Origin of the sequence: Pseudomonas sp. P4795 (assembly GCF_048822895.1) — a bacterium.
Lineage (GTDB): Bacteria > Pseudomonadota > Gammaproteobacteria > Pseudomonadales > Pseudomonadaceae > Aquipseudomonas.
On record NZ_JBMFBT010000010.1, the window covers coordinates 40795 to 61688 of the forward strand.

Sequence of the window (20894 nt, forward strand, 5' to 3'; positions counted from 1 at the left end):
GAGAAGTCTTGCCTTACTCGGCTTTCAGGCCGTCAGCGGCGACCGCTTTAACGCCTTTGATTTTCTTGGCGATAGCTACAGCCACGTCTTTCTGCGATTCAGTGACAGCAGTAGTCGAGGAGAGCGAAACAACGCCTTTGTTGGTTTCTACTTTGATGTCGGTACCAGGAATGCCTTTTTCGGTAACCAGGTCGGCTTTGACCTTGGTGGTGATCCAGGTGTCGGAGGTGTCTTGTTTCATTTCAGTAACTTCGCCAGCCGCGAGAGTCATTGGAGCCTGGGTGGCTTGAGTCTGGGCAAATGCACCGGAAGCCATGGTCAGGGTCAGCGCGGTAGCAGCAGCGGCAGTGATAGCGAACTTCTTCATACGAGTAACTCCTGTTTTTCTGGAAAGTCTGCTGCGTGTCTTGTCAGCAGGGTTACGGTAGATATTGCGAAGGCTGTGCCAACTTTTCAAAAGACAAAATATTCATATAAATCAATGCGTTAACAAAACCGTAAATTTTCGGAATCATGCAAATTGCATGAGACTCGATAAAACGACATGCAAGTTGCAGGTTTTGGGAAAGTTCCTAAGACGCTGAAATTATTGAAGCTTTTGTTAAGTGCTGCACAAATCAAAATGCCCCGCAACGCGGGGCATTTGTTTTACGAGATCTGACGGATTACGCGCCGCTGGCAGTGCAGCCTTTAGGGGAGTATTCCGCGTTCACTGTCGTTGCACAGGTCCACACGCCTGATGTGGCCCCAGTGGCCGCGCCGGAGCGGCTGAGTGTGATCGTTTTACCCAGCACCGGGCCGGGTGCGTTGAGCAACGTGCAAGTGATCGAGCCGGCCCCCGTAGAAGCTGTGCCGGTAGCCGCGAGTGTGCAGTTGGAGGTCGTCGCCGCAGCACCACCCGCTACCAGCGTCAGCGTCGGATCTGTGCCCTGATTGATGGTGTCTTCAAATGGCACTTTCAAAGCGCTGATCTCTGCCAGACCCGCCGTCACCTTGGAGCGCGCCTGATACTTGGAATACTGTGGCAGGGCGATGGTCGCCAGAATGCCGATGATCGCCACTACGATCAGCAGCTCGATCAGCGTGAAACCTTTTTGGTTGTTCATAGACAGGCTCTCCATGCATGAGTCGAAGTCTCATGATCTGACAAGGACTCAGCACAGCCCATGCCAACCGCCGCAAGGCCCCGAACGCAGGGGGCGAAGGCGCTGCAAGGCGCCGTCCTACAACCCGTAACCGCACTATCTGACGCTTTTTGTCACCTGCACCCACCGTGTTTTGTGCTGTCACTTGACTAGGCTATAAGTCATGAACTGCAAGCGCACGGAATCCCCATGAACGACATCGCTCTGAGCGGTCTGGCCAAACAACTGGTACAGGCCGAACTGCTCACGGAAAAAAGCGCCCAGCACGCTTGGCAACAGGCCCAGCGCAATCGACTGTCGCTGGTCAGCTATCTGGTGCAAAACAAACTGGTGAAGAGTTACCAGGTCGCAGAGATCGCCTCCGAGCACTTCGGCATGGCCTTCATGGACCTCAGCTGTCTGGACAAGGAAACCCAGCCCAAAGGCCTGGTCAGTGAAAAACTGGTGCGTCAGCACCACGCCCTGCCCCTGTGGCGACGCGGTAACAAACTGTTTGTGGGGATTTCCGATCCGAGCAATTATCAGGCAATCAATGACATCCAGTTCAGTACCGGGCTGAGCACCGAAGCGATCCTGGTCGAGGACGACAAGCTCAGTGATGCCATCGAGAAATTCTTCGACACTCACACCAGCGGTCTGGAAGACATGGCCGATGTCGACCTTGACGGGCTGGACGTCGAATCCATTGATGACAACAAACAGGACGCTATCGGCGGGATGGACGCCGACGATGCGCCCGTGGTGCGCTTCGTGCACAAGATGCTGCTCGATGCGATCAAGAGCGGCTCTTCCGACCTGCACTTCGAACCCTACGAGAAAACCTACCGGGTTCGCGTGCGCACCGACGGCATCCTGCGCGAAGTGGCCAAGCCACCGATTCAACTGGCGGGACGGATCGCCGCGCGGCTGAAAGTCATGGCCAGCCTCGACATCTCGGAACGGCGCAAACCTCAGGACGGCCGGATCAAGCTGCGTTTGTCGAAATCCAAATCGATCGATTTCCGGGTCAATACTCTGCCGACGCTGTGGGGCGAAAAGGTCGTGATCCGGATCCTCGATCCGTCCAGCGCGCAGATGGGCATCGACGCCCTCGGCTACGAGCCGGAGCAAAAAGACTTGTACATGGCCGCGCTCAAGCAGCCACAGGGGATGATTCTGGTGACCGGCCCGACCGGTTCAGGCAAAACCGTTTCGCTGTATACCGGGATCAACATTCTCAACACCGTCGACATCAATATCTCCACCGCCGAAGACCCGGTGGAAATCAACATGGAAGGCGTCAATCAGGTCAACGTCAATCCGCGCCAAGGGCTGGATTTCGCCCAGGCGCTGCGCTCGTTCCTGCGTCAGGACCCGGACGTGATCATGGTCGGCGAGATTCGTGACCTCGAAACTGCAGAGATCGCCATCAAAGCGGCGCAGACCGGCCACCTTGTGTTGTCCACGCTGCACACCAACAGCGCTGCGGAAACCCTGACCCGTTTGCACAACATGGGCATTCCCGGCTTCAACATCGCCACCTCGGTCAGCTTGATCATCGCCCAGCGTCTGGCGCGCAAGCTGTGCAGCCACTGCAAGAAACCCATCGAAATTCCGCGCGAAACCCTGATCAAGGAAGGCTTCCCCGCGGAACGCATCGGCAGTTTTACCCTCTATGAGCCCGTCGGATGCGATCTCTGCAACAACGGCTACAAGGGCCGCATCGGCATTTATGAAGTAGTGAAGAACACCCCCGAGCTGCAACGGCTGATCATGGCCTCGGGCAACTCGCTGGAAATCGACGCGCAGATGCGCCGCGACGGCTTCAACGATCTGCGCACCTCGGGCCTGATCAAAGCCATGCAAGGCATCACCAGCCTTGAAGAAATCAACCGGGTCACCAAGGACTGAACATGGCGGTCAAGGCAGCGAAAATCAGCGTCTATTCCTGGGAAGGCATGGACAAGAAAGGCAGCAAAGTCACCGGAGAGTTGAGCGGGCACAACCCCGCGCTGATCAAGGCACAGCTGCGCAAGCAAGGGATCAACCCCGGCAAAGTGCGCAAGAAATCCGCGTCCTGGCTAAGCCTGGGCAAACGCATCAAGGCGCAGGACATCGCGCTGTTCACCCGGCAGATGGCGACCATGATGAAGGCCGGCGTGCCACTGTTGCAGTCGTTCGACATCATCGGCGAAGGCTTCGATAACCCGGCCATGCGCAAACTGGTGGACGAGGTGAAACAGGAAGTCGCCGCGGGCAACAGCTTCGCCGCCGCGCTGCGCAAAAAGCCGCAATATTTCGATGAGCTGTATTGCAACCTGGTGGATGCCGGCGAGCAATCCGGCGCCCTCGACACCCTGTTGGAGCGGGTCGCCACCTACAAGGAAAAGACCGAACGTCTCAAGGCCAAAATCAAGAAAGCCATGACCTACCCTACTGCCGTAGTACTGGTGGCGGCGGTGGTCACCGGGATTCTGCTGGTGAAAGTGGTGCCGCAGTTTCAGTCGGTTTTTTCCGGTTTCGGCGCTGAGCTGCCGGCATTCACCTTGATGGTGATCAGTCTGTCGGAGTTCATGCAGCAATGGTGGTGGGCAATTCTTGGCGCGTTGGTCGCAGCGTTCTTCGGTACGCGCCATGCGCTGAAAACCTCGCAGACTTTTCGCGACAAGCGCGACACCTGGCTGTTGAAGCTGCCGCTGGTCGGCACACTGATGTACAAATCGGCGGTGGCGCGCTTTGCCCGCACTCTCTCGACCACTTTCGCCGCCGGGGTGCCGTTGGTGGAGGCGCTGGATTCGGTGGCCGGTGCCGCCGGTAACGTGGTGTTCAAGCGTGCGATATTGCGCGTCCGTCAGGACGTATCCACCGGCATGCAGCTGAATTTTTCGATGCGCAGCACCGGGGTGTTTCCGAACATGGCGGTGCAGATGACTGCCATCGGCGAGGAGTCCGGCGCGCTGGATGAAATGCTCGACAAGGTCGCCGGATTCTACGAAGAGGAAGTGGATAACATGGTCGACAACCTCACCAGCCTGATGGAGCCGTTCATCATGGTGGTGCTCGGGGTCATCGTCGGTGGTCTGGTAGTGGCGATGTATCTGCCGATCTTCCAGCTCGGTTCAGCGATCTGACATGCCCATCGACGAATTCCTCAGCCTGTATCCGCTGGCCTTCACCCTCACTGCACTGGTGCTGGGGCTGGTGGTCGGCAGCTTCCTCAACGTGGTGATCTGGCGCCTGCCGAAAATGCTTGAGCGCGAATGGCGCCAGCAGGCACAGGACGTACTCGGCTTGCCCGGCGAAACACCGCTGCCGACCTACAACCTGATGCTGCCGCATTCACAATGCCCGCACTGCGGCCACCGCATCCGCGCCTGGGAAAATATTCCTGTGCTCAGTTACGTGTTGTTGCGTGGACGCTGCTCAAGTTGCGCAGCACCGATCAGCAAGCGTTATCCACTGACCGAACTGGCTTGCGGCCTGCTCTCGGCCTTCATCGCCTGGCACTTGGGGTTTGGCTGGCCGGCAGGTTGGTTGATCGTGCTCACTTGGGGCTTGCTGGCGATGAGTCTGATCGACACCGAGCATCAGCTGCTACCGGATGTGCTGGTGCTGCCGCTGCTGTGGCTGGGTTTGATCGTCAACAGCTTCGGGCTGTTCGCTTCGCTGCATGACGCGCTGTGGGGCGCGGTGGCCGGTTACATGGCGCTGTGGTCGGTGTTCTGGCTGTTCAAACTGATTACTGGCAAGGACGGCATCGGTCATGGCGATTTCAAGTTGCTGGCGTTGATTGGCGCTTGGGGTGGCTGGCAGATTCTGCCGCTGACCATCCTCCTGTCATCGCTGGTCGGCGCGGTGATCGGCGTGATTTTTCTGCGCCTGCGCGAGCAAAAAACCTCAACGCCGATCCCCTTCGGGCCGTTTCTGGCAATTGCCGGCTGGATCGCTTTGCTCTGGGGTGGTCAAATAACCGGCTTCTATTGGCAGTTTGTCGGTTTGCAATGAACACCTCTGTGAAACAACCCTGGATTCTCGGCCTGACCGGCGGCATCGGCAGCGGCAAAAGCGCGGCGGCCCAGCACTTCATCGACCTCGGCATCCATGTAGTGGATGCCGATCACGCGGCGCGCTGGGTAGTCGAACCGGGGCGTCCGGCACTGGCGAAGATAGCCGAGCATTTCAGCGCTGGCGTATTACAGGCCGACGGCACGCTTGATCGCGCGGCGCTACGCAAACTGATCTTTGAAGTCCCCGAGGAACGGCGCTGGCTCGAAGCCTTGCTGCATCCGCTGATCGGCGAAGAGATCGCCCATCATCTGGCGCTGGCAAAATCGCCCTACGCGATTCTGGTATCGCCGCTGCTGATCGAGTCCGGGCAATACGCGATGACTCAGCGCATCCTGGTGATCGACGCCCCGCAACAACTGCAGATCGAACGCACCTTGCAGCGTGACCAGACCAGCGAGCAGCAGGTTCAGGCAATCCTCAAGGCCCAATCCAGCCGCGAAGACCGAGTGAACCGTGCCGACGACGTGGTGGTCAACGACCGCGACCTCGCCTGGCTGCACAGCGAGGTCGAACGCCTGCATCACTTTTACCTGACTTTATCCGGAGGCCAAGCATGAGCCAGATCCCAACCGTAGAATGCCCGACCTGTGGCGCCCCCGTGGAATTCACTCCAGCGAACAAAGCCCGCCCGTTCTGCTCGGATCGCTGCAAGCTGATCGACCTCGGCGCCTGGGCGTCGGAAGAGCACAAGATTCCGGTTGCGCCGGATGCCGAAGATGAACTGTTTTCCGGCGACTTCGATCCGCGTCACTGAGCGCGGATCAAGACTTCGGATCGTCATCCTTCCACGGCGCCGACAGGTAGCGCGTGCGGTTGAAGGTTTCCAGCCATTCCGGGCTGAACACCACCAGCGCGCTGACCACCATGCCATTGATGAAGGCCTCGGGAAATATGATCAGCCACAGGTAGCCGATGAAATCTTCCAGCCACTCCGGCATGGCGAAGATGCCGTCGTACCAGAGCAATGTCAGGCTGAGCAACAGGCACAGCAGCGCCGATAGCGCGGCGGCGAGAAACCCCGAGCAGAAGATATACACAAACGGATTGCGCGGCTGAGCGCGCTCGACGAGGATCGCCACGCACTCGGTGATCAGCACCGGCAGCAGAATAAACAATGCACCGTTGACCCCGAGCGCCGCCAGATCCTGACGCCCGAGCAGCACCAGACCGATCTGCGCCACCAGACCGCCGATGATTGCCAACGGCCAGTCCAGCAGCAGCGTCACGGCGGTCATGCCGATAAAGTGATACGACACGCCAGTGTCAAAATCCCTGCGCACCAGCCACAGCAGAAACAACGCGAACACCGTGCCGAACAGCAAATGCTGCCGGCGACTGTCGCTGAACAGCTCGACCCACGGCGCACGCCAGATCGCCCACAGCAGCACCGGCAGATAAATCAGCCAGCCGAGCGTCAGGCTCATCGTCGAAAGCAGTTCCGCGCCAATCATGACTCCCTCGCCTCGTAACAACATCCCACACCCGTGTAGGAGGTATTTCATCGTGCCGATAGTCCGTGATGTCGAAGTCTACACCGCTACTCGGAGTGCATCAGCCCAAGCAAAGCTTTCTGCTTGTCGCATTTGAACGCTAAGCTTGGGCCTATGGATGACTCAGATTACCTACGCCTGCTGACCATCGCGGCCGAGCAAGCCAACGCGTTCCTGTCCAATGCCCGCAAATGGGAGCGTGAGCGTTGGGTCTGCCAACGCCTGCTGCAAGGCTTGAACATTCCGTATCGCGCCGACGAATTCGCCCCCGCTGGCGAGCCACCGGACGTGTTGTTTCGTGACGCCAACTTCGAAGTGTTCTTCGTTCTGGATGAAGGCCGGCGGCTCAACGACGAATGGCGCGATGAACTGCAACGGCGGCGTAGCGCGTTTTCCCTCAGCCAACTGGTGCGTCGCGAAGCCAAACCCAAACGTATTCCGGCCAACGAGTTCCTCATGCGACTGGCGCCGACCTTGCGTAAAAAGGCGCACAACTACAAGGAACGCGGGATGGATCTGGGCGAGCTGGACATCATTGCTTTCGCCAGCCTCAAGCGTGAAGTGCTCGATTTGAACAGCCACTTTCCACCGCCGACCGAATATCTGCGCCAAGGCTGGCGCTCGCTGTCGCTGGTCGGGCCGACTTTTGCCCGCGTGCTGTTCGCGCATCCGGATGCACCGGACTTTCTGCGCAGCAACCTCGGGCGCAGCATCGTGTTCGATGTCGGGATCAGCCTGTGACGCCACTTCAACAATTGATCGCGGATGTTCCACAGACTGGCCGGGTGCGCTGGATCGGCGTGCGTCCCGAATCGCGTGGGCCAATGATCGAACTCGATGCAGTCGAAGCTCGGCTGGAGGCTGGACTGACCGGCGACCACGCGCGTCCCGGCGTACGCAATGCGCGGCAGGTGACGTTGATTCAGTGGGAACACCTGGCAGTGATCAGCGCTTTGATGGGCCGCCCGAGCGAGCAACCCGTCAAACCTGAAGATCTGCGGCGCAATCTGGTCATCAGTGGCATCAACCTGTTCAGCCTCAAGGGCCGGCGCTTTCGCATTGGTCAGGCGATTTTCGAAACCACCGGCTGGTGCCAGCCCTGCGCGCGCCTGCAAAACAACCTCGGCCCCGGCACCTTTCAAGCGGTGCGCGGGCATGGCGGAATCACCGCGCGAGTGTTACAAAGCGGGATCATTCGCCTCGACGATAACGTGCTCGTCGAACCGCTGCCGGACAGCGGCTATGCTCCGTTCAACCCCGGTTGAAAACCGCTGTAGCTTCTGCACATTCAGCAACGTCTACCTGACGAGGCCTTTATGACCAGCCGCCTGAACCCCGATGACCAAAAGCATGTCGAAGAGTACCTGCATCTGTCCCAACACCGAGTCGAGCGCCGGCCTTTCCGGCCGTGGATGCTCCTGGTGCTGGTGCTGGCAGTGACCATTGGTCTGGGCTTGTTGAGCCGATTTATCAGTTACCTGACGCTATGAGCTGCCTCGCGCTCGCTTGGGTAACCGCACCGATTTCCTTTAAAAACCTTGCGAGTTATCCCTATGTCCCATCGTATTGTTATTGTCGGCGGCGGCGCCGGCGGTCTGGAGTTGGCTACCCGTCTGGGTAAGACTCTGGGCAAACGCGGCACGGCCAGCGTGATGCTGGTCGACGCGAACCTGACGCACATCTGGAAACCGCTGCTGCACGAAGTAGCCGCCGGATCGCTGAACTCTTCCGAAGACGAACTCAACTATGTTGCCCAGGCCAAATGGAACCACTTCGAGTTTCAGCTGGGGCGCATGAGCGGGCTTGATCGCGCCTCGAAGAAAATTCAGCTAGCGGCCACTTACGACGAAAACGGCGTCGAACTGGTGCCCGCGCGCGAAGTGGCCTACGACTCGCTGGTGATCGCAGTCGGCAGCACCACCAACGATTTCGGCACCCAGGGCGCGGCGCAGCATTGCCTGTTCCTCGACACGCGCAAACAGGCCGAGCGTTTCCATCAGCAGTTGCTGAATCACTACCTGCGCGCGCATGCCGGGCAGACCGATACGGTCGAGCAGATCAGCGTGGCCATCGTCGGCGCTGGCGCCACGGGCGTGGAGCTGGCAGCCGAACTGCACAACGCTGCGCATGAACTGGCGGCTTACGGTCTGGACCGGATCAAACCGGAAAACATGCACATCACCCTGATCGAAGCCGGGCCACGGGTGCTGCCTGCCCTGCCGGAACGTATCGGCGGGCCAGTGCACAAAACCCTGGAGAAGCTGGGCGTCAACGTGATGACCAACGCTTCGGTCAGCGAAGTCACCGCCGACAGCCTGATCACCGCCGATGGCAACGAGATCAAGGCCAGCCTGAAAGTCTGGGCGGCCGGTATTCGTGCGCCGGGCTTCCTCAAGGACATCGACGGTCTGGAAACCAATCGCATCAATCAGCTGCAAGTGCTGCCGACTTTGCAGACCACCCGTGATGAAAATATTTTCGCCTTCGGTGACTGCGCCGCTTGCCCGCAACCGGGCACCGACCGCAACGTGCCGCCGCGCGCTCAGGCTGCGCACCAACAGGCGTCGTTGCTGGCCAAATCGCTGAAACTGCGCATCGAAGGCAAGACACTGCCGGAGTACAAGTACACCGACTACGGCTCGCTGATTTCGCTGTCGCGTTTTTCCGCTGTGGGTAACTTGATGGGCAACCTGACCGGCAGCGTGATGCTCGAGGGCTGGCTGGCGCGGATGTTTTACGTGTCGCTGTACCGCATGCACCAGGTGGCGCTGTATGGGCCGTTCCGCACGGCGATGCTGATGCTTGGCAGCAAGATCGGACGCGGCACCGAGCCACGTTTGAAACTGCATTGATGTAAAACCAGCTGTATAAAAAAGCCGCGCTTTCCTTTTGAAAAGCGCGGCTTTTTTCATGTCTGTAGAACAGCGCCATGGTCTGTTCATAAACGAAACACAAAAAAAATCCCCGTATCTTTCGATACGAGGATTTTTAATATGGTCGGGGTAAGGGGATTCGAACTCCTGACATCCTGCTCCCAAAGCAGGCGCGCTACCGGACTGCGCTATACCCCGGTAAAAAAAAGGCGACCTTTCGATCGCCTTCTTCGATCAGCGCTTTTGGCGCCTGATCTTAAGATTCGATCCCAGTGTTAACTGGTTTCAAAAATGGTGGGTCGTGTGGGATTCGAACCTACGACCAATTGGTTAAAAGCCAACTGCTCTACCAACTGAGCTAACGACCCAAAAATGGTCGGGGTAAGGGGATTCGAACTCCTGACATCCTGCTCCCAAAGCAGGCGCGCTACCGGACTGCGCTATACCCCGGTTTGAAATTGGCTCCGTGACCAGGACTCGAACCTGGGACCCAATGATTAACAGTCATTTGCTCTACCGACTGAGCTATCACGGAACTACATATTTCAATTTACAACGGTGAAACTTGCAGCTTCTCGACACCGCTTTCGCATCGCTGCGTTAGTGTGTCTGAGGCGCGCTATTCTACAACCTAGAACACCTCTGTCAACCCCCTAAATCGCTTTCAAGTTAATGATTTGCAACTTATTTCAGATTCCTGCTCGGTGAGCTGAAACCCTTGTGGGTGACTGACTGCGGGGCGCACTTTACAAGCCTTTTCCTTAGAGTTCAACAGCCTGGCGAAAAAAAGGCCTCGCAATGCGAGGCCTTGGTTACATCGACAGCATAAAGCGTCAGTCGAAGGTGATCTCGTCGTTGGTCACGATGCCGGTAGCGGTCTCGCCCGGCATGAACCGACCCGACAGGATCAGTTGCGCCAACGGGTTCTCGATCCAGCGTTGAATCGCGCGCTTCAAAGGACGCGCGCCGTACACCGGGTCGTAACCGACGGCGATCAGCTTGTCCATCGCCTCCGGGCTCAGTTCCAGCTTCAGCTCACGCTCGGCCAGACGACTGCGCAGACGGCCCAACTGGATCTCGGTAATGCCCGCGATCTGATCCCGCGCCAGCGGCTCGAAGATCACTACTTCGTCAACCCGGTTGATGAATTCCGGGCGGAAGTGCGTGGTCAGTGCGTCCATTACCGCCGCACGTTGCGCTTCCCGATCCCCCACCAGTTCCTGGATCTGCACCGAACCCAGGTTCGAGGTCATGACGATCACGGTATTGCGGAAGTCCACTGTACGACCGTGGCTGTCAGTCAGGCGACCATCCTCGAGCACTTGCAGCAGAATGTTGAACACATCCGGATGCGCCTTCTCGACTTCGTCCAGCAAGATCACCGAGTAAGGCTTGCGGCGTACCGCTTCGGTCAGGTAACCGCCTTCTTCATAGCCAACGTATCCCGGTGGCGCACCGATCAAGCGAGCCACGGAATGTTTCTCCATGAACTCGGACATATCGATCCGCACCATCGCCTCTTCGGTATCAAAGAGGAATTCGGCCAGCGCCTTGCACAGCTCGGTTTTACCGACACCGGTCGGGCCGAGGAACATGAACGAGCCGCTCGGGCGATTCGGGTCGGACAACCCGGCGCGCGACCGCCGCACCGCATTGGAAACGGCGACGACCGCTTCTTCCTGACCGATCACGCGCTTGTGCAACAGGCTTTCCATCTTCATCAGCTTGTCGCGCTCGCCTTCGAGCATTTTCGATACCGGAATGCCGGTCCACTTCGAAACGACTTCAGCGATTTCCTCTTCGGTCACCTTGCTGCGCAGTAACTGGTTTTCGCTTTTGCCGTGCTGATCGACCATTTGCAGGCTGCGCTCCAGATCCGGGATCACCCCGTACTGCAACTCGGCCATGCGGTTCAGGTCGCCTTTACGCCGAGCCGCTTCCAGCTCCTGACGCGACTGTTCGATCTTCTGCTGAATCTGCGCAGAACCCTGCACCTCGGCTTTCTCCGAGTTCCAGATCTCTTCCAGATCGGAGTACTCGCGCTCAAGCCGGACGATTTCTTCCTGGAGTTTTTCCAGACGTTTCATCGCCGCTTCGTCGCTTTCTTTCTTCAGCGCCTGGGATTCCACCTTCAACTGAATCAGACGTCGTTCCAGACGATCGAGCACTTCCGGCTTGGAGTCGATCTCCATGCGGATGCGGCTGGCGGCTTCGTCGATGAGGTCGATGGCCTTGTCCGGCAGCTGCCGATCAGTGATATAGCGATGGCTGAGCTTGGCTGCCGCTATGATCGCGCCGTCGGTGATAGCCACCTTGTGGTGAACCTCGTAACGCTCTTTGAGGCCACGCAGGATCGCGATGGTGTCTTCTTCACTAGGTTCTTCCACCAGTACTTTCTGGAAACGCCGCTCGAGGGCCGCGTCCTTCTCTATATATTGGCGGTACTCGTTGAGCGTGGTCGCGCCGACGCAGTGCAGCTCGCCGCGCGCCAGTGCCGGTTTAAGCATGTTGCCGGCATCCATCGAGCCTTCGCCTTTACCGGCGCCGACCATGGTGTGCAGCTCGTCGATGAACAGAATGATCTGCCCTTCCTGCTTCGACAGCTCGTTGAGCAAGGATTTCAGGCGCTCTTCGAACTCGCCGCGATACTTGGCACCGGCAATCAGCGCGCCCATATCAAGCGACAGCAGACGCTTGCCCTTGAGGCCATCCGGCACTTCGCCGTTGATGATGCGCTGGGCCAGACCTTCGGCAATCGCGGTTTTACCCACGCCAGGCTCACCGATCAGCACCGGGTTGTTTTTGGTGCGGCGTTGCAGAACCTGAATCGTGCGGCGGATTTCGTCGTCACGGCCGATTACCGGATCAAGCTTGCCCTCTTCGGCGCGCTTGGTCAGGTCGACAGTGTATTTATCCAACGCCTGACGCGACTCTTCGTGGTTGGCGTCATTCACCGCCTCGCCACCGCGCAGATTGTTGATGGCGTTTTCCAGAGCTTTCTTGCTCACGCCTTGGCCGAGCAGCAACTTGCCGAGCTTGCTGTTCTCGTCCATCGCCGCCAGCAACACCAGCTCGCTGGAAATGAACTGGTCGCCCTTCTGCTGCGCCAGACGGTCAGCCTGGTTAAGCAGGCGCGCCAGATCCTGCGACATGTTCACATCGCCAGTCGGGTTCTGGATTTTCGGTAATTGGTCGAGCTCTTTGGTCAGCTCTTTGCGCAGGCTGTTGACGTCGAAGCCCACCTGCATCAGCAGGGGTTTGATCGAACCACCCTGCTGTTCGAGCATCGCCTGCATCAAATGTGCTGGCTCAATGCCCGGATGATCATGACCGACCGCCAAAGACTGGGCGTCGGACAAGGCTAACTGCAATTTACTGGTTAAACGGTCTATACGCATGGGTCACCTTCCTTTTGAGCAGGCCGGACCTAAGAAACCATCCTGAATAAAGAAACCTGCCAGATACCACTGTAGATGCGGTCGATTCTGCAAGATTCAAGCGTCGGAGAGTTGATGCAAGTCAGACAAGCTTAGCGGGTGAGCCAAACCAGAGAGGCAAATCGACCGGTGCGCGAAGCACGGCGATAGGAAAAGAAGCGCGGATCGCTGACGGTGCAGAAACCGCCGCCATAAACCGCTGTGACACCACGCACAGCTAAACGCAAACGCGCCAGCATATAGATGTCGGCCATGAACTTGCCGGCGTTGTGGCTCGGGACAAAAGCTGCCGCGGCTTCGGGCAATTGATTGACGAAGACTTCCCGGACTTCCGGGCCGACTTCAAAGGCTTGCGGACCGATGGCCGGACCAAGCCAGACCAGAATTTCTTCGGGAGCAACGTCCAGACTGTCGAGCGTGGCTTCCAGCACTCCGGCCGCCAGACCGCGCCAACCGGCATGGGCTGCGGCAACGCGAGTGCCGGCACGGTTGCAGAACAATGCAGGCAGGCAATCCGCCGTCATCGCCGTGCAGGCAACTCCAGGCGTATCCGTCCAACTGGCATCAGCGGTCGCAACCACACCCGGATCGGCATGGGCCACGGCAATTCCGTGGACCTGCTGCAACCAGGCAGGCTTGATCGAAAAGTGCTCAGTCAGGCGTCGGCGGTTTTCGGCGACAGCTGCGGGGCTGTCATCGACATGATCGCCAAGATTGAGGCTGTCGAACGGCGCCAGACTGACGCCGCCCTCGCGGGTGGTGACACAGGCTTTGACGCTGGCCGGCGCGGGCCAGTCCGGCGTCAGCCAGTTCATCCGATGAACGCCTCGCGATCCTGCTTGAGCAAGGTCAGCAGCCACACCAGGTCTTCTGGCAATGGCGATTCCCAGCTCATGCGCTTACCGGTCGTCGGATGATCCAGCTCCAGGAAGCGTGCGTGCAGTGCCTGGCGCGGGAATGCCTTCAGGGTTTCAACCATGTTCACGTTGGCCGCTGGCGGAATGCGGAAACGGCCGCCGTACGCCGGATCGCCGACCAACGGGAAGTTGATGTGCGCCATGTGTACGCGAATCTGGTGCGTACGACCGGTTTCCAGCTTGACCCGCACGTGAGTGTGGGAACGGAAACGCTCCAGCACGCGGTAGTGGCTGACGGCAGGCTTGCCGCCTTCCATCACCGCCATGCGCTGGCGCTGCTGGCCGTGACGACCGATCGGGGCGTTGATCTTGCCACCAGCAGTGACCACGCCAATCACGATGCACTCGTAGATCCGGCTGACGCTGCGACTTTGCAACTGGGTGACCAGTTGGGTCTGCGCCTGAATGGTCTTGGCCACCACCATCAGACCGGTGGTGTCCTTGTCCAGACGATGCACGATACCGGCGCGCGGAACATTGATGATGTCCGGCACGTGGTGCAGCAAGGCGTTGAGCAAGGTGCCATCGGCGTGACCGGCAGCCGGGTGCACCACCAGGCCCGCAGGCTTGTTGATCACCAGAATGTCGTCATCTTCGTAAACGATGTCGAGTTCGATGTCTTGAGCGATCCATTCGCCCTGAGCTTCCTGCTCGGCAGTCAACTCAAGAATGGCGCCACCGTGAACGATGTCTCGCGGGCGGATAACCGCCCCATCCACAGTCAGGCGGCCGTCTTTGATCCAGGCGGAAAGGCGCGAGCGCGAGTGCTCAGCGAAGAGTTGGGCGGCGACTTGATCGAGGCGTTGGCCGCCCAAATCGGACGGCACCTCTGCGCGAAGTTCAATTTTATCGGACATGCTCTGACTGTGCGTCGGCACAGCTTTTGGTTTCGGCTGCGCGCTTGTGGTTAAATACGGCGTCTTTTGCCCCGAGGCTTTTCAACGGGGCGCTCATCATAACAGGACGGCCCCGCCCAAGACAGCGGCCGTCATAGGGACGCAAGCCGCCATGCAAGTGAAACACCTGCTGCTGATCGCCATCCTCGCATTGACCGCTGCTTGCTCATCGAAGGAAGTCGTAGACGAGAACCTGAGTGAAGCCGAGCTGTACCAGCAGGCTCAGCAGGACCTGGACAACAATAGCTACACCAGTGCCACAGCCAAGCTGAAGGCCCTGGAGTCGCGTTATCCGTTCGGTCGCTACGCTGACCAGGCACAACTCGAGCTGATCTACGCCAACTACAAGAACGCCGAGCCGGAAGCTGCCAAGTCCGCCGCCGAGCGCTTCATTCGTTTGCACCCACAGCATCCGAACGTGGATTACGCGTATTACCTCAAGGGTCTGACCTCGTTCGACCAGGACGTCGGCCTGTTGGCGCGTTTCCTGCCGCTGGACATGACCAAGCGTGACCCGGGCGCTGCCCGCGACTCTTACAACGAGTTCGCCCAGTTGACCAGCCGCTACCCGAACAGCCGCTACGCGCCGGACGCCAAGCAGCGCATGATTTATCTGCGCAACCTGCTGGCGGCCTACGAAATCCACGTGGCCGACTACTACCTCACCCGTCAGGCCTACGTAGCCGCTGCCAACCGTGGCCGTTACGTGGTTGAGAACTTCCAGGAAACCCCATCGGTCGGTGACGGTCTGGCGGTGATGACCGAGGCTTACCAGCGTCTGCACCTCGACGAACTGGCTGCCACCAGTCTGGAAACCCTGAAGCTCAACTACCCGAATCACCGCACCCTGCAAGACGGTCAGTTCGTGCCAACGGTCGCCGAAGCCGACAACCGTTCGTTCCTGAGCAAGGCGACTCTGGGCCTGATCGAATCGCGTCCACCGCTGCCGCCGGGCGAAACCCGCGCCAACCAGGACGTGCAGAAGCAGTACCAGGACGCGAAAGACGCGATTCCGAACGATCTCAAGCCGAAAGACGAGAACGGCGACGTGATCGAAGAGCCTGAGCCGGAATCAAGCGACACTGACCGCTCGATCTTCAGCTACATGACCTTTGGTCTGTTCGACTGATTACATCGGCGGTACGAAAAAGGGAGATCTGCGGATCTCCCTTTTTTATTGCCGCGATTTAATAGGCTGTGCGCCTGCCGAGTCCTTGGCTAAACTGCCGATTCATCCGTCGAAAAGCCGCCCATCATGCTTCGTTTACTGTTCTGGATCGCCCTGATTGCCGCCGCGCTGTGGCTGTGGCGCAAATTCAAAGCGCCTGCCGCGTCCGCCCAATCGCCGCGCGAGCAAGACGCCGCGCCCATGGTGCGCTGCGCCCACTGCGGCGTGCACCTGCCGCGTGACCGCGCGCTGAACCTGCAACAACAGTGGTATTGCAGCCAGGCTCACCTTGAGCAAGGCCCGGGTGCCAGTGACCGCTGAGGCCGCCAACGCCGACAGCAAACAGGCTCAGCGACTGCTGCGCCTTTATCACCTCTACCGTTTAAGTATCGGCATCACGCTGGTGCTGCTGATCTCCAGCAACATGGACAACCGCCTGCTGACGTCAGCCAACGACGAGTGGCTGCGCAATGGCAGTTGGTTGTACCTGGTGCTGAATATTCTGCTGGTGGTGTTCCTAGAGAACATCCGTCGCCCGACGCAGCTGTTTGCCCTCTCATTGGTCGATGTGCTGCTGCTGTGCGGCCTGTTTTATGCTGCCGGCGGTGTGGGCAGCGCCATAGGCAATTTGCTGATTGTCTCGGTGGCGATCAGCAATACCTTGCTGCGGCGGCGCATCGGCCTGCTGATTGCGGCGATTGGCGCCATCGGCATTGTCGTCCTGAGCTTTCTGCTGAGTTTCAGTCATCCGCTGAGCGCCAACGATTATCTGCAAGCGGGCACCCTCGGTGCGCTGTGTTTCGCTGCGTCACTGCTGGTGCAGGGTTTGATCCGCCGACTTGAAGTCAGTGAAACCCTGGCCGAGCAACGCGCCAGCGAAGTGGTCGGCCTCGAAGCACTCAACGCGCTGATCCTGCAACGCATGCGCACCGGGATTCTGGTGCTCGACGAGCAACGTCGGGTGCAACTGGCCAACCACAGTGCGAAAACCCTGATCGGCCAGCCTCATCTAGAAGGCTTGTTGATCGACGATTATTCGAGCGCGCTGGTCGAACGCCTGCAACTGTGGCTGAACAATCCAAGCCTGCGCCCGCAAAGCCTGAAGATGGCTGGCAACGGTCTGGAGCTGCAACCGAACTTCATCGCGCTAAAACACAGCCCGAACCGGCAGACGCTGGTTTTCCTCGAAGATCTGGCGCAAATCGCCCAACAAGCGCAGCAATTGAAGCTCGCCGCACTTGGGCGACTGACCGCCGGTATCGCCCACGAAATCCGTAATCCGCTGGGCGCCATCAGTCACGCCGCGCAGTTGCTGCAGGAATCCGAGGAACTCGATGGCGCGGATCGGCGTCTGACGCAGATTATTCAAGACCACTCCCAGCGCATGAATCGAGTCATCGAAAACGTCCTGCAACTGTCCCGCCGCCAGCACAGCGCCCCGCAACGCCTTGATCTCAAGCCGTGGCTGGAGCAGTTCGTCGCTGAAAGTCGCGAGCAAGCCAGCGAACGCCAGCAGATTCATCTGCGCATCGATGCGGGAGACTTCGGCACGCTGATGGACCCCAACCAATTGACGCAAATTCTCGACAATCTGTTACGCAACGGCTGGCGCCACAGCGCTCTGTTGCACGATCCCGCCGAGGTCTGGCTGGCACTGTTCATCGACCCCGACAGCCAGCTGGCAGTGCTCGAAGTGCAGGACAACGGCCCCGGCGTGCCACCTGATCAGCAGGCCCATCTGTTCGAACCGTTTTTCACCACAAGTCATCAAGGCACCGGCCTTGGGCTTTATCTGTCCCGTGAGCTGTGCGAAAGCAATCAAGCGCGCCTAGACTTCAAACCACGCCAAGGCGGCGGCTGCTTTCGCATCACCTTTGCTCACGGACGGAAACAAAGTTGAATACGAGCTCACGGCAAAAAATTCTCATCGTTGATGACGAACCGGATATCCGCGAACTCCTGGAAATCACCCTGGGACGGATGAAACTCGATACTTACAGCGCACGTAATCTCAGCGAGGCCCAGGCTTTATTGCATCGCGAGACGTTCGAGCTGTGCCTGACCGACATGCGTCTGCCCGATGGTACCGGTCTGGATCTGGTGCAGCACATCCAGCAACGTTATCCACAACTGCCGGTGGCGATGATCACCGCCTACGGCAGCCTGGAAACCGCGATCAACGCGCTGAAGGCCGGCGCCTTCGACTTCCTCACCAAACCTGTGGATCTGACCCGGCTGCGCGAACTGGTCAGCACTGCCCTGCGCATGCCGGCAGCCGGCGGTGTGTGTACGTCGATCGAGCGGCGATTGCTTGGCGATTCGCTGCCGATGCGCAACTTGCGCAAACAGATCGACAAACTCGCCCGCAGTCAGGCGCCGGTATATATAAGCGGCGAGTCCGGTAGCGGCAAGGAGCTGGTCGCGCGACTGATCCACGAACAAGGTCCGCGCGCCAGCCAGCCGTTTGTGCCGGTGAACTGCGGGGCGATTCCTTCAGAGTTGATGGAAAGCGAATTCTTCGGTCACCGCAAAGGCAGTTTCACCGGCGCCATGGAGGACAAGCCAGGGCTGTTTCAGACAGCGCATGGCGGCACGCTGTTTCTCGATGAAGTGGCGGATTTACCGCTGTCGATGCAGGTCAAATTGCTGCGGGCGATTCAGGAAAAAGCCGTACGCAGCGTCGGCGGCCAGCAGGAAAGCGTGGTCGATGTGCGCATTCTGTGCGCCACGCACAAGGATCTCGACGCCGAGGTTGCGGCCGAGCGCTTTCGTCAGGATCTGTATTACCGCTTGAATGTGATCGAACTGCGCGTGCCGTCCCTGCGCGAACGTCGCGATGACATCGAAACCCTCGCCAGCCACATGCTCAAGCGCTTGGCCAATGGCAGCGGGCAACCCGCGGCGCGCTTGCATCCGCAAGCCTTGGAGGCGCTGAAGAATTACCGCTTCCCGGGCAATGTGCGTGAACTGGAGAACGTACTGGAGCGGGCGCACACCCTGTGTGAGCAGCGCACGATCGAGGCGCAGGATCTGCGTCTGAGCGAGGGCAATTGTGCGGCCGAGGGTGGTATTGCTGATCTGACGCAGATCGACAATCTCGAGGATTATCTGGAGAACGTCGAACGCAAACTGATTTTGCAGGCGCTGGAGGAGACTCGGTGGAACCGGACGGCGGCGGCGCAGCGGTTGAATCTGTCGTTTCGCTCGATGCGCTATCGACTGAAAAAACTCGGTCTGGATTGAGGGCCTCATCGCGGGCAAGCCCGCTCCCACAGGGATCTATGGCGTTATACAAATCCCTGTGGGAGCGGGCTTGCCCGCGATGGCGATCTAACAGATGCGTAGAAATTTGAAATTAAATACGGCCCTCAGGTGCATACGGCGCAGGATCAATGATCGGCTTGCGCCCAAGCATCACATCGGCAAACAACTGACACGACGCCGGCGCCAGTACCAGCCCATTACGGTAATGCCCGCAGTTCAGCCACAACCCTTCGAACCCCGGCACCCGGCCGATGTATGGAATTCCTTCCGGTGAACCCGGACGCAACCCGGCCCAATGCCCCACCACTTCAGCCTCGGCCAGCGCCGGCAGCAACTCCACCGCCGACGCCTTCAGACTTTCCAGCGCCACATCGGTCGGGGTCTTGTCGAAGCCTTCATGCTCCAGCGTACTGCCGATCAGAATGTGCCCATCGCGGCGCGGGATCGCATAACGCCCCTTGGCCAGCACCATGCTCGGCAGAAAGTCCGCCGCACACTTGTAGAGAATCATCTGGCCCTTGACCGGTTCGACCGGCAACGTCAGCTCCAGCGTCTTGAGCAACTCGCCGCTCCAGGCACCGGCAGTCAGCACCACTTGATCACCGGCAATCACGCCATGGGAAGTCTGCACGCCAACTACCTGATTGCCCTCACGAACAAAACCGCTGACTTCACATTGCTCGTGAATCGTCACATTGGGCAGCGCCAGCAAGGCCGCTTTCAACGATTTGACCAGGCGTGGATTGCGCACATTGGCCACATCAGCCATGTAGATCGCCCGCGAGAATCCACTGCCAAGCACCGGCACCGCATCGTGCGCGGCCGAGATATCCACAGCCCGCAGCGGACGATTTTCCCGCGCTGCCCAGGCCAGCGCCTCGGCTTCGTCCTCCAGATCCAGCCAATACAGGCCAGTGACGTGTACTTCGGGATCGACCCCGGTCGCCGCAAGCAAACGCTCACCGAGTTGTGGATAAAAATCCTGCGACCAATGCGCCAGCGCGGTAACCGCCGGGCTGTAGCGCCAAGGATAGAGCGGCGAAACGATGCCGCCCCCGGCCCAGGACGACTCCTGACCGAGATTCGAACGATCCAGCAGCACCACGCTGCGCACTTCGGAGGCGAGGTTGTATGCGGTGAGCAGGCCAATCACGCCGCCACCGACAATCACCACTTGCTGTTGCCTGGTCATGTTTGATCCAACCGTAAAAAAGACGTGGGCGCAAAAGGCGCCCGAAGAAAAACGGCTCAGCGACCCCAGCAATCTTTGGTGGTCAGCCCGGTTGTTGCGTTGTTCATGCTTCTGACGCCGGTGTTGGTCAGGGTGAAATCCCCGCACTTGTCGGTGGCCATCGCCGTGCCGGTCTTGCGCATTGCAGTCAGCAGGAAGGTCTGGTCAGTGATGGTCGGCGTGATGGTGTAGAAATCGTTGCCGGTGCTCAGCCCGGTGATACCGGTGTAGATATTGTTCTTCGAGTAGAAGCGTTCGAGGATCTGCGATTGTTCCGAGAGCAGCGAGACCACTTCAGCGCGACGGCCCTTTTTCACGTATTCGGTCAAACTCGGTGCGGCAATGGTAATGACGATCCCGATGATCGCAATCACGATCATGATTTCGATCAGGGTGAATCCGCGGTTGGATCTGCGCATGCCTCAA

Annotated in this window: 21 protein-coding genes and 4 tRNA genes; 13 read left to right on the top strand and 12 right to left on the bottom strand. The window is 59.0% G+C overall.

The genetic code is table 11. The features are described from left to right. Positions 1-13: 13 nt before the first annotated feature. Together ACOI8A_RS24325 and ACOI8A_RS24330 are read right to left on the bottom strand one after the other, a co-directional pair. The gene (locus ACOI8A_RS24325) at positions 14-367 is read right to left on the bottom strand and encodes a BON domain-containing protein (RefSeq protein WP_420648417.1); all 354 of its coding nucleotides are present in this window, start codon (positions 365-367) and stop codon (positions 14-16) included. Positions 368-665: 298 nt separating this feature from the next. Continuing rightward, on the bottom strand, positions 666-1106 hold the full coding sequence (locus ACOI8A_RS24330) for a pilin (RefSeq protein WP_420648418.1): 441 nt from the start codon (positions 1104-1106) through the stop codon (positions 666-668). Between the two features lie 228 nt (positions 1107-1334). Here ACOI8A_RS24330 and pilB point away from each other — a divergent pair, with 228 nt between their 5' ends. The 5 genes from pilB to yacG are packed head-to-tail and all read left to right on the top strand — an operon-like array spanning position 1335 to position 5946. Further along, positions 1335-3035 carry a type IV-A pilus assembly ATPase PilB gene (pilB, locus tag ACOI8A_RS24335; RefSeq protein WP_420648419.1) on the top strand — a complete coding sequence of 567 codons (1701 nt, stop codon included), beginning with the start codon at positions 1335-1337 and terminating at the stop codon, positions 3033-3035. Positions 3036-3037: 2 nt separating this feature from the next. Further along, complete coding sequence (locus ACOI8A_RS24340) at positions 3038-4255, top strand: type II secretion system F family protein (protein WP_420648420.1); 1218 nt, start codon at positions 3038-3040, stop codon at positions 4253-4255. Position 4256: 1 nt separating this feature from the next. Beyond that, positions 4257-5129 (top strand): prepilin peptidase, encoded by an 873-nt coding sequence (locus ACOI8A_RS24345; protein WP_420648421.1) that lies wholly within the window; start codon positions 4257-4259, stop codon positions 5127-5129. Next, on the top strand, positions 5126-5749 hold the full coding sequence (coaE, locus tag ACOI8A_RS24350; RefSeq protein ID WP_420648422.1) for a dephospho-CoA kinase: 624 nt from the start codon (positions 5126-5128) through the stop codon (positions 5747-5749). Before ACOI8A_RS24345 ends, coaE begins: the two co-directional genes overlap by 4 nt. Beyond that, positions 5746-5946: a DNA gyrase inhibitor YacG gene (yacG, locus tag ACOI8A_RS24355; protein WP_420648423.1), complete on the top strand. Its 201-nt coding sequence runs from the start codon at positions 5746-5748 to the stop codon at positions 5944-5946. Before coaE ends, yacG begins: the two co-directional genes overlap by 4 nt. A 7-nt stretch (positions 5947-5953) precedes the next feature. Here yacG and ACOI8A_RS24360 read toward each other — a convergent pair whose 3' ends face one another. After that, positions 5954-6643 carry an energy-coupling factor ABC transporter permease gene (locus ACOI8A_RS24360; protein WP_420648424.1) on the bottom strand — a complete coding sequence of 230 codons (690 nt, stop codon included), beginning with the start codon at positions 6641-6643 and terminating at the stop codon, positions 5954-5956. 153 nt (positions 6644-6796) lie between these two features. On the opposite strand from ACOI8A_RS24360, the gene ACOI8A_RS24365 reads away from it, so the two are divergent. From ACOI8A_RS24365 to ACOI8A_RS24380, 4 genes are all read left to right on the top strand, one after another. Next, entirely contained in the window at positions 6797-7423 is a 627-nt protein-coding gene (locus tag ACOI8A_RS24365) for a DUF1780 domain-containing protein (protein ID WP_008078503.1), read from the top strand. Continuing rightward, on the top strand, positions 7420-7947 hold the full coding sequence (locus ACOI8A_RS24370) for an MOSC domain-containing protein (protein ID WP_420648425.1): 528 nt from the start codon (positions 7420-7422) through the stop codon (positions 7945-7947). Before ACOI8A_RS24365 ends, ACOI8A_RS24370 begins: the two co-directional genes overlap by 4 nt. 51 nt (positions 7948-7998) lie before the next feature. Then, positions 7999-8172, top strand: a complete 174-nt coding sequence (locus ACOI8A_RS24375; protein ID WP_060543358.1) for a DUF3094 domain-containing protein — start codon at positions 7999-8001, stop codon at positions 8170-8172. Between the two features lie 63 nt (positions 8173-8235). After that, a complete protein-coding gene (locus ACOI8A_RS24380; protein ID WP_420648426.1) occupies positions 8236-9534 on the top strand; it encodes an NAD(P)/FAD-dependent oxidoreductase in 1299 nt (432 codons plus the stop codon). Positions 9535-9676: 142 nt separating this feature from the next. Here ACOI8A_RS24380 and ACOI8A_RS24385 read toward each other — a convergent pair. The 7 genes from ACOI8A_RS24385 to rluD form a co-directional block, all read right to left on the bottom strand. Further along, positions 9677-9753, bottom strand: a tRNA-Pro gene (locus ACOI8A_RS24385). 94 nt (positions 9754-9847) lie between these two features. Beyond that, positions 9848-9923, bottom strand: a tRNA-Lys gene (locus tag ACOI8A_RS24390). 5 nt (positions 9924-9928) lie between these two features. Then, positions 9929-10005 (bottom strand) — tRNA-Pro (locus ACOI8A_RS24395). A gap of 9 nt (positions 10006-10014) precedes the next feature. Next, positions 10015-10090 (bottom strand) — tRNA-Asn (locus tag ACOI8A_RS24400). A gap of 298 nt (positions 10091-10388) precedes the next feature. Then, complete coding sequence (clpB, locus tag ACOI8A_RS24405) at positions 10389-12953, bottom strand: ATP-dependent chaperone ClpB (protein WP_420648427.1); 2565 nt, start codon at positions 12951-12953, stop codon at positions 10389-10391. 131 nt (positions 12954-13084) lie between these two features. Further along, positions 13085-13807: a peptidoglycan editing factor PgeF gene (gene pgeF / locus ACOI8A_RS24410; protein ID WP_420648428.1), complete on the bottom strand. Its 723-nt coding sequence runs from the start codon at positions 13805-13807 to the stop codon at positions 13085-13087. After that, positions 13804-14766, bottom strand: coding sequence for a 23S rRNA pseudouridine(1911/1915/1917) synthase RluD (gene rluD, locus ACOI8A_RS24415; protein WP_420648429.1), 963 nt, complete (start codon positions 14764-14766; stop codon positions 13804-13806). The genes pgeF and rluD overlap by 4 nt, the downstream gene beginning before the upstream one ends. Positions 14767-14917: 151 nt before the next feature. Here rluD and ACOI8A_RS24420 point away from each other — a divergent pair, with 151 nt between their 5' ends. The 4 genes from ACOI8A_RS24420 to ACOI8A_RS24435 all read left to right on the top strand — a co-directional run bounded on the left by ACOI8A_RS24420 (position 14918) and on the right by ACOI8A_RS24435 (position 19216). Continuing rightward, entirely contained in the window at positions 14918-15934 is a 1017-nt protein-coding gene (locus tag ACOI8A_RS24420) for an outer membrane protein assembly factor BamD (RefSeq protein ID WP_420648430.1), read from the top strand. A gap of 126 nt (positions 15935-16060) precedes the next feature. Further along, the gene (locus ACOI8A_RS24425; protein ID WP_420648431.1) at positions 16061-16294 is read left to right on the top strand and encodes a PP0621 family protein; all 234 of its coding nucleotides are present in this window, start codon (positions 16061-16063) and stop codon (positions 16292-16294) included. Then, a complete protein-coding gene (locus tag ACOI8A_RS24430) occupies positions 16284-17873 on the top strand; it encodes a sensor histidine kinase (RefSeq protein ID WP_420648620.1) in 1590 nt (529 codons plus the stop codon). Before ACOI8A_RS24425 ends, ACOI8A_RS24430 begins: the two co-directional genes overlap by 11 nt. Next, a complete protein-coding gene (locus tag ACOI8A_RS24435; RefSeq protein ID WP_420648432.1) occupies positions 17870-19216 on the top strand; it encodes a sigma-54-dependent transcriptional regulator in 1347 nt (448 codons plus the stop codon). Before ACOI8A_RS24430 ends, ACOI8A_RS24435 begins: the two co-directional genes overlap by 4 nt. Positions 19217-19328: 112 nt before the next feature. Here the strand turns inward: ACOI8A_RS24435 and thiO are convergent, their stop codons facing one another. Both thiO and ACOI8A_RS24445 read right to left on the bottom strand, forming a co-directional pair. Further along, complete coding sequence (gene thiO, locus ACOI8A_RS24440; protein WP_420648433.1) at positions 19329-20429, bottom strand: glycine oxidase ThiO; 1101 nt, start codon at positions 20427-20429, stop codon at positions 19329-19331. 56 nt (positions 20430-20485) lie between these two features. Then, positions 20486-20887 carry a type IV pilin protein gene (locus ACOI8A_RS24445; RefSeq protein ID WP_420648434.1) on the bottom strand — a complete coding sequence of 134 codons (402 nt, stop codon included), beginning with the start codon at positions 20885-20887 and terminating at the stop codon, positions 20486-20488. Positions 20888-20894 lie beyond the last annotated feature (7 nt).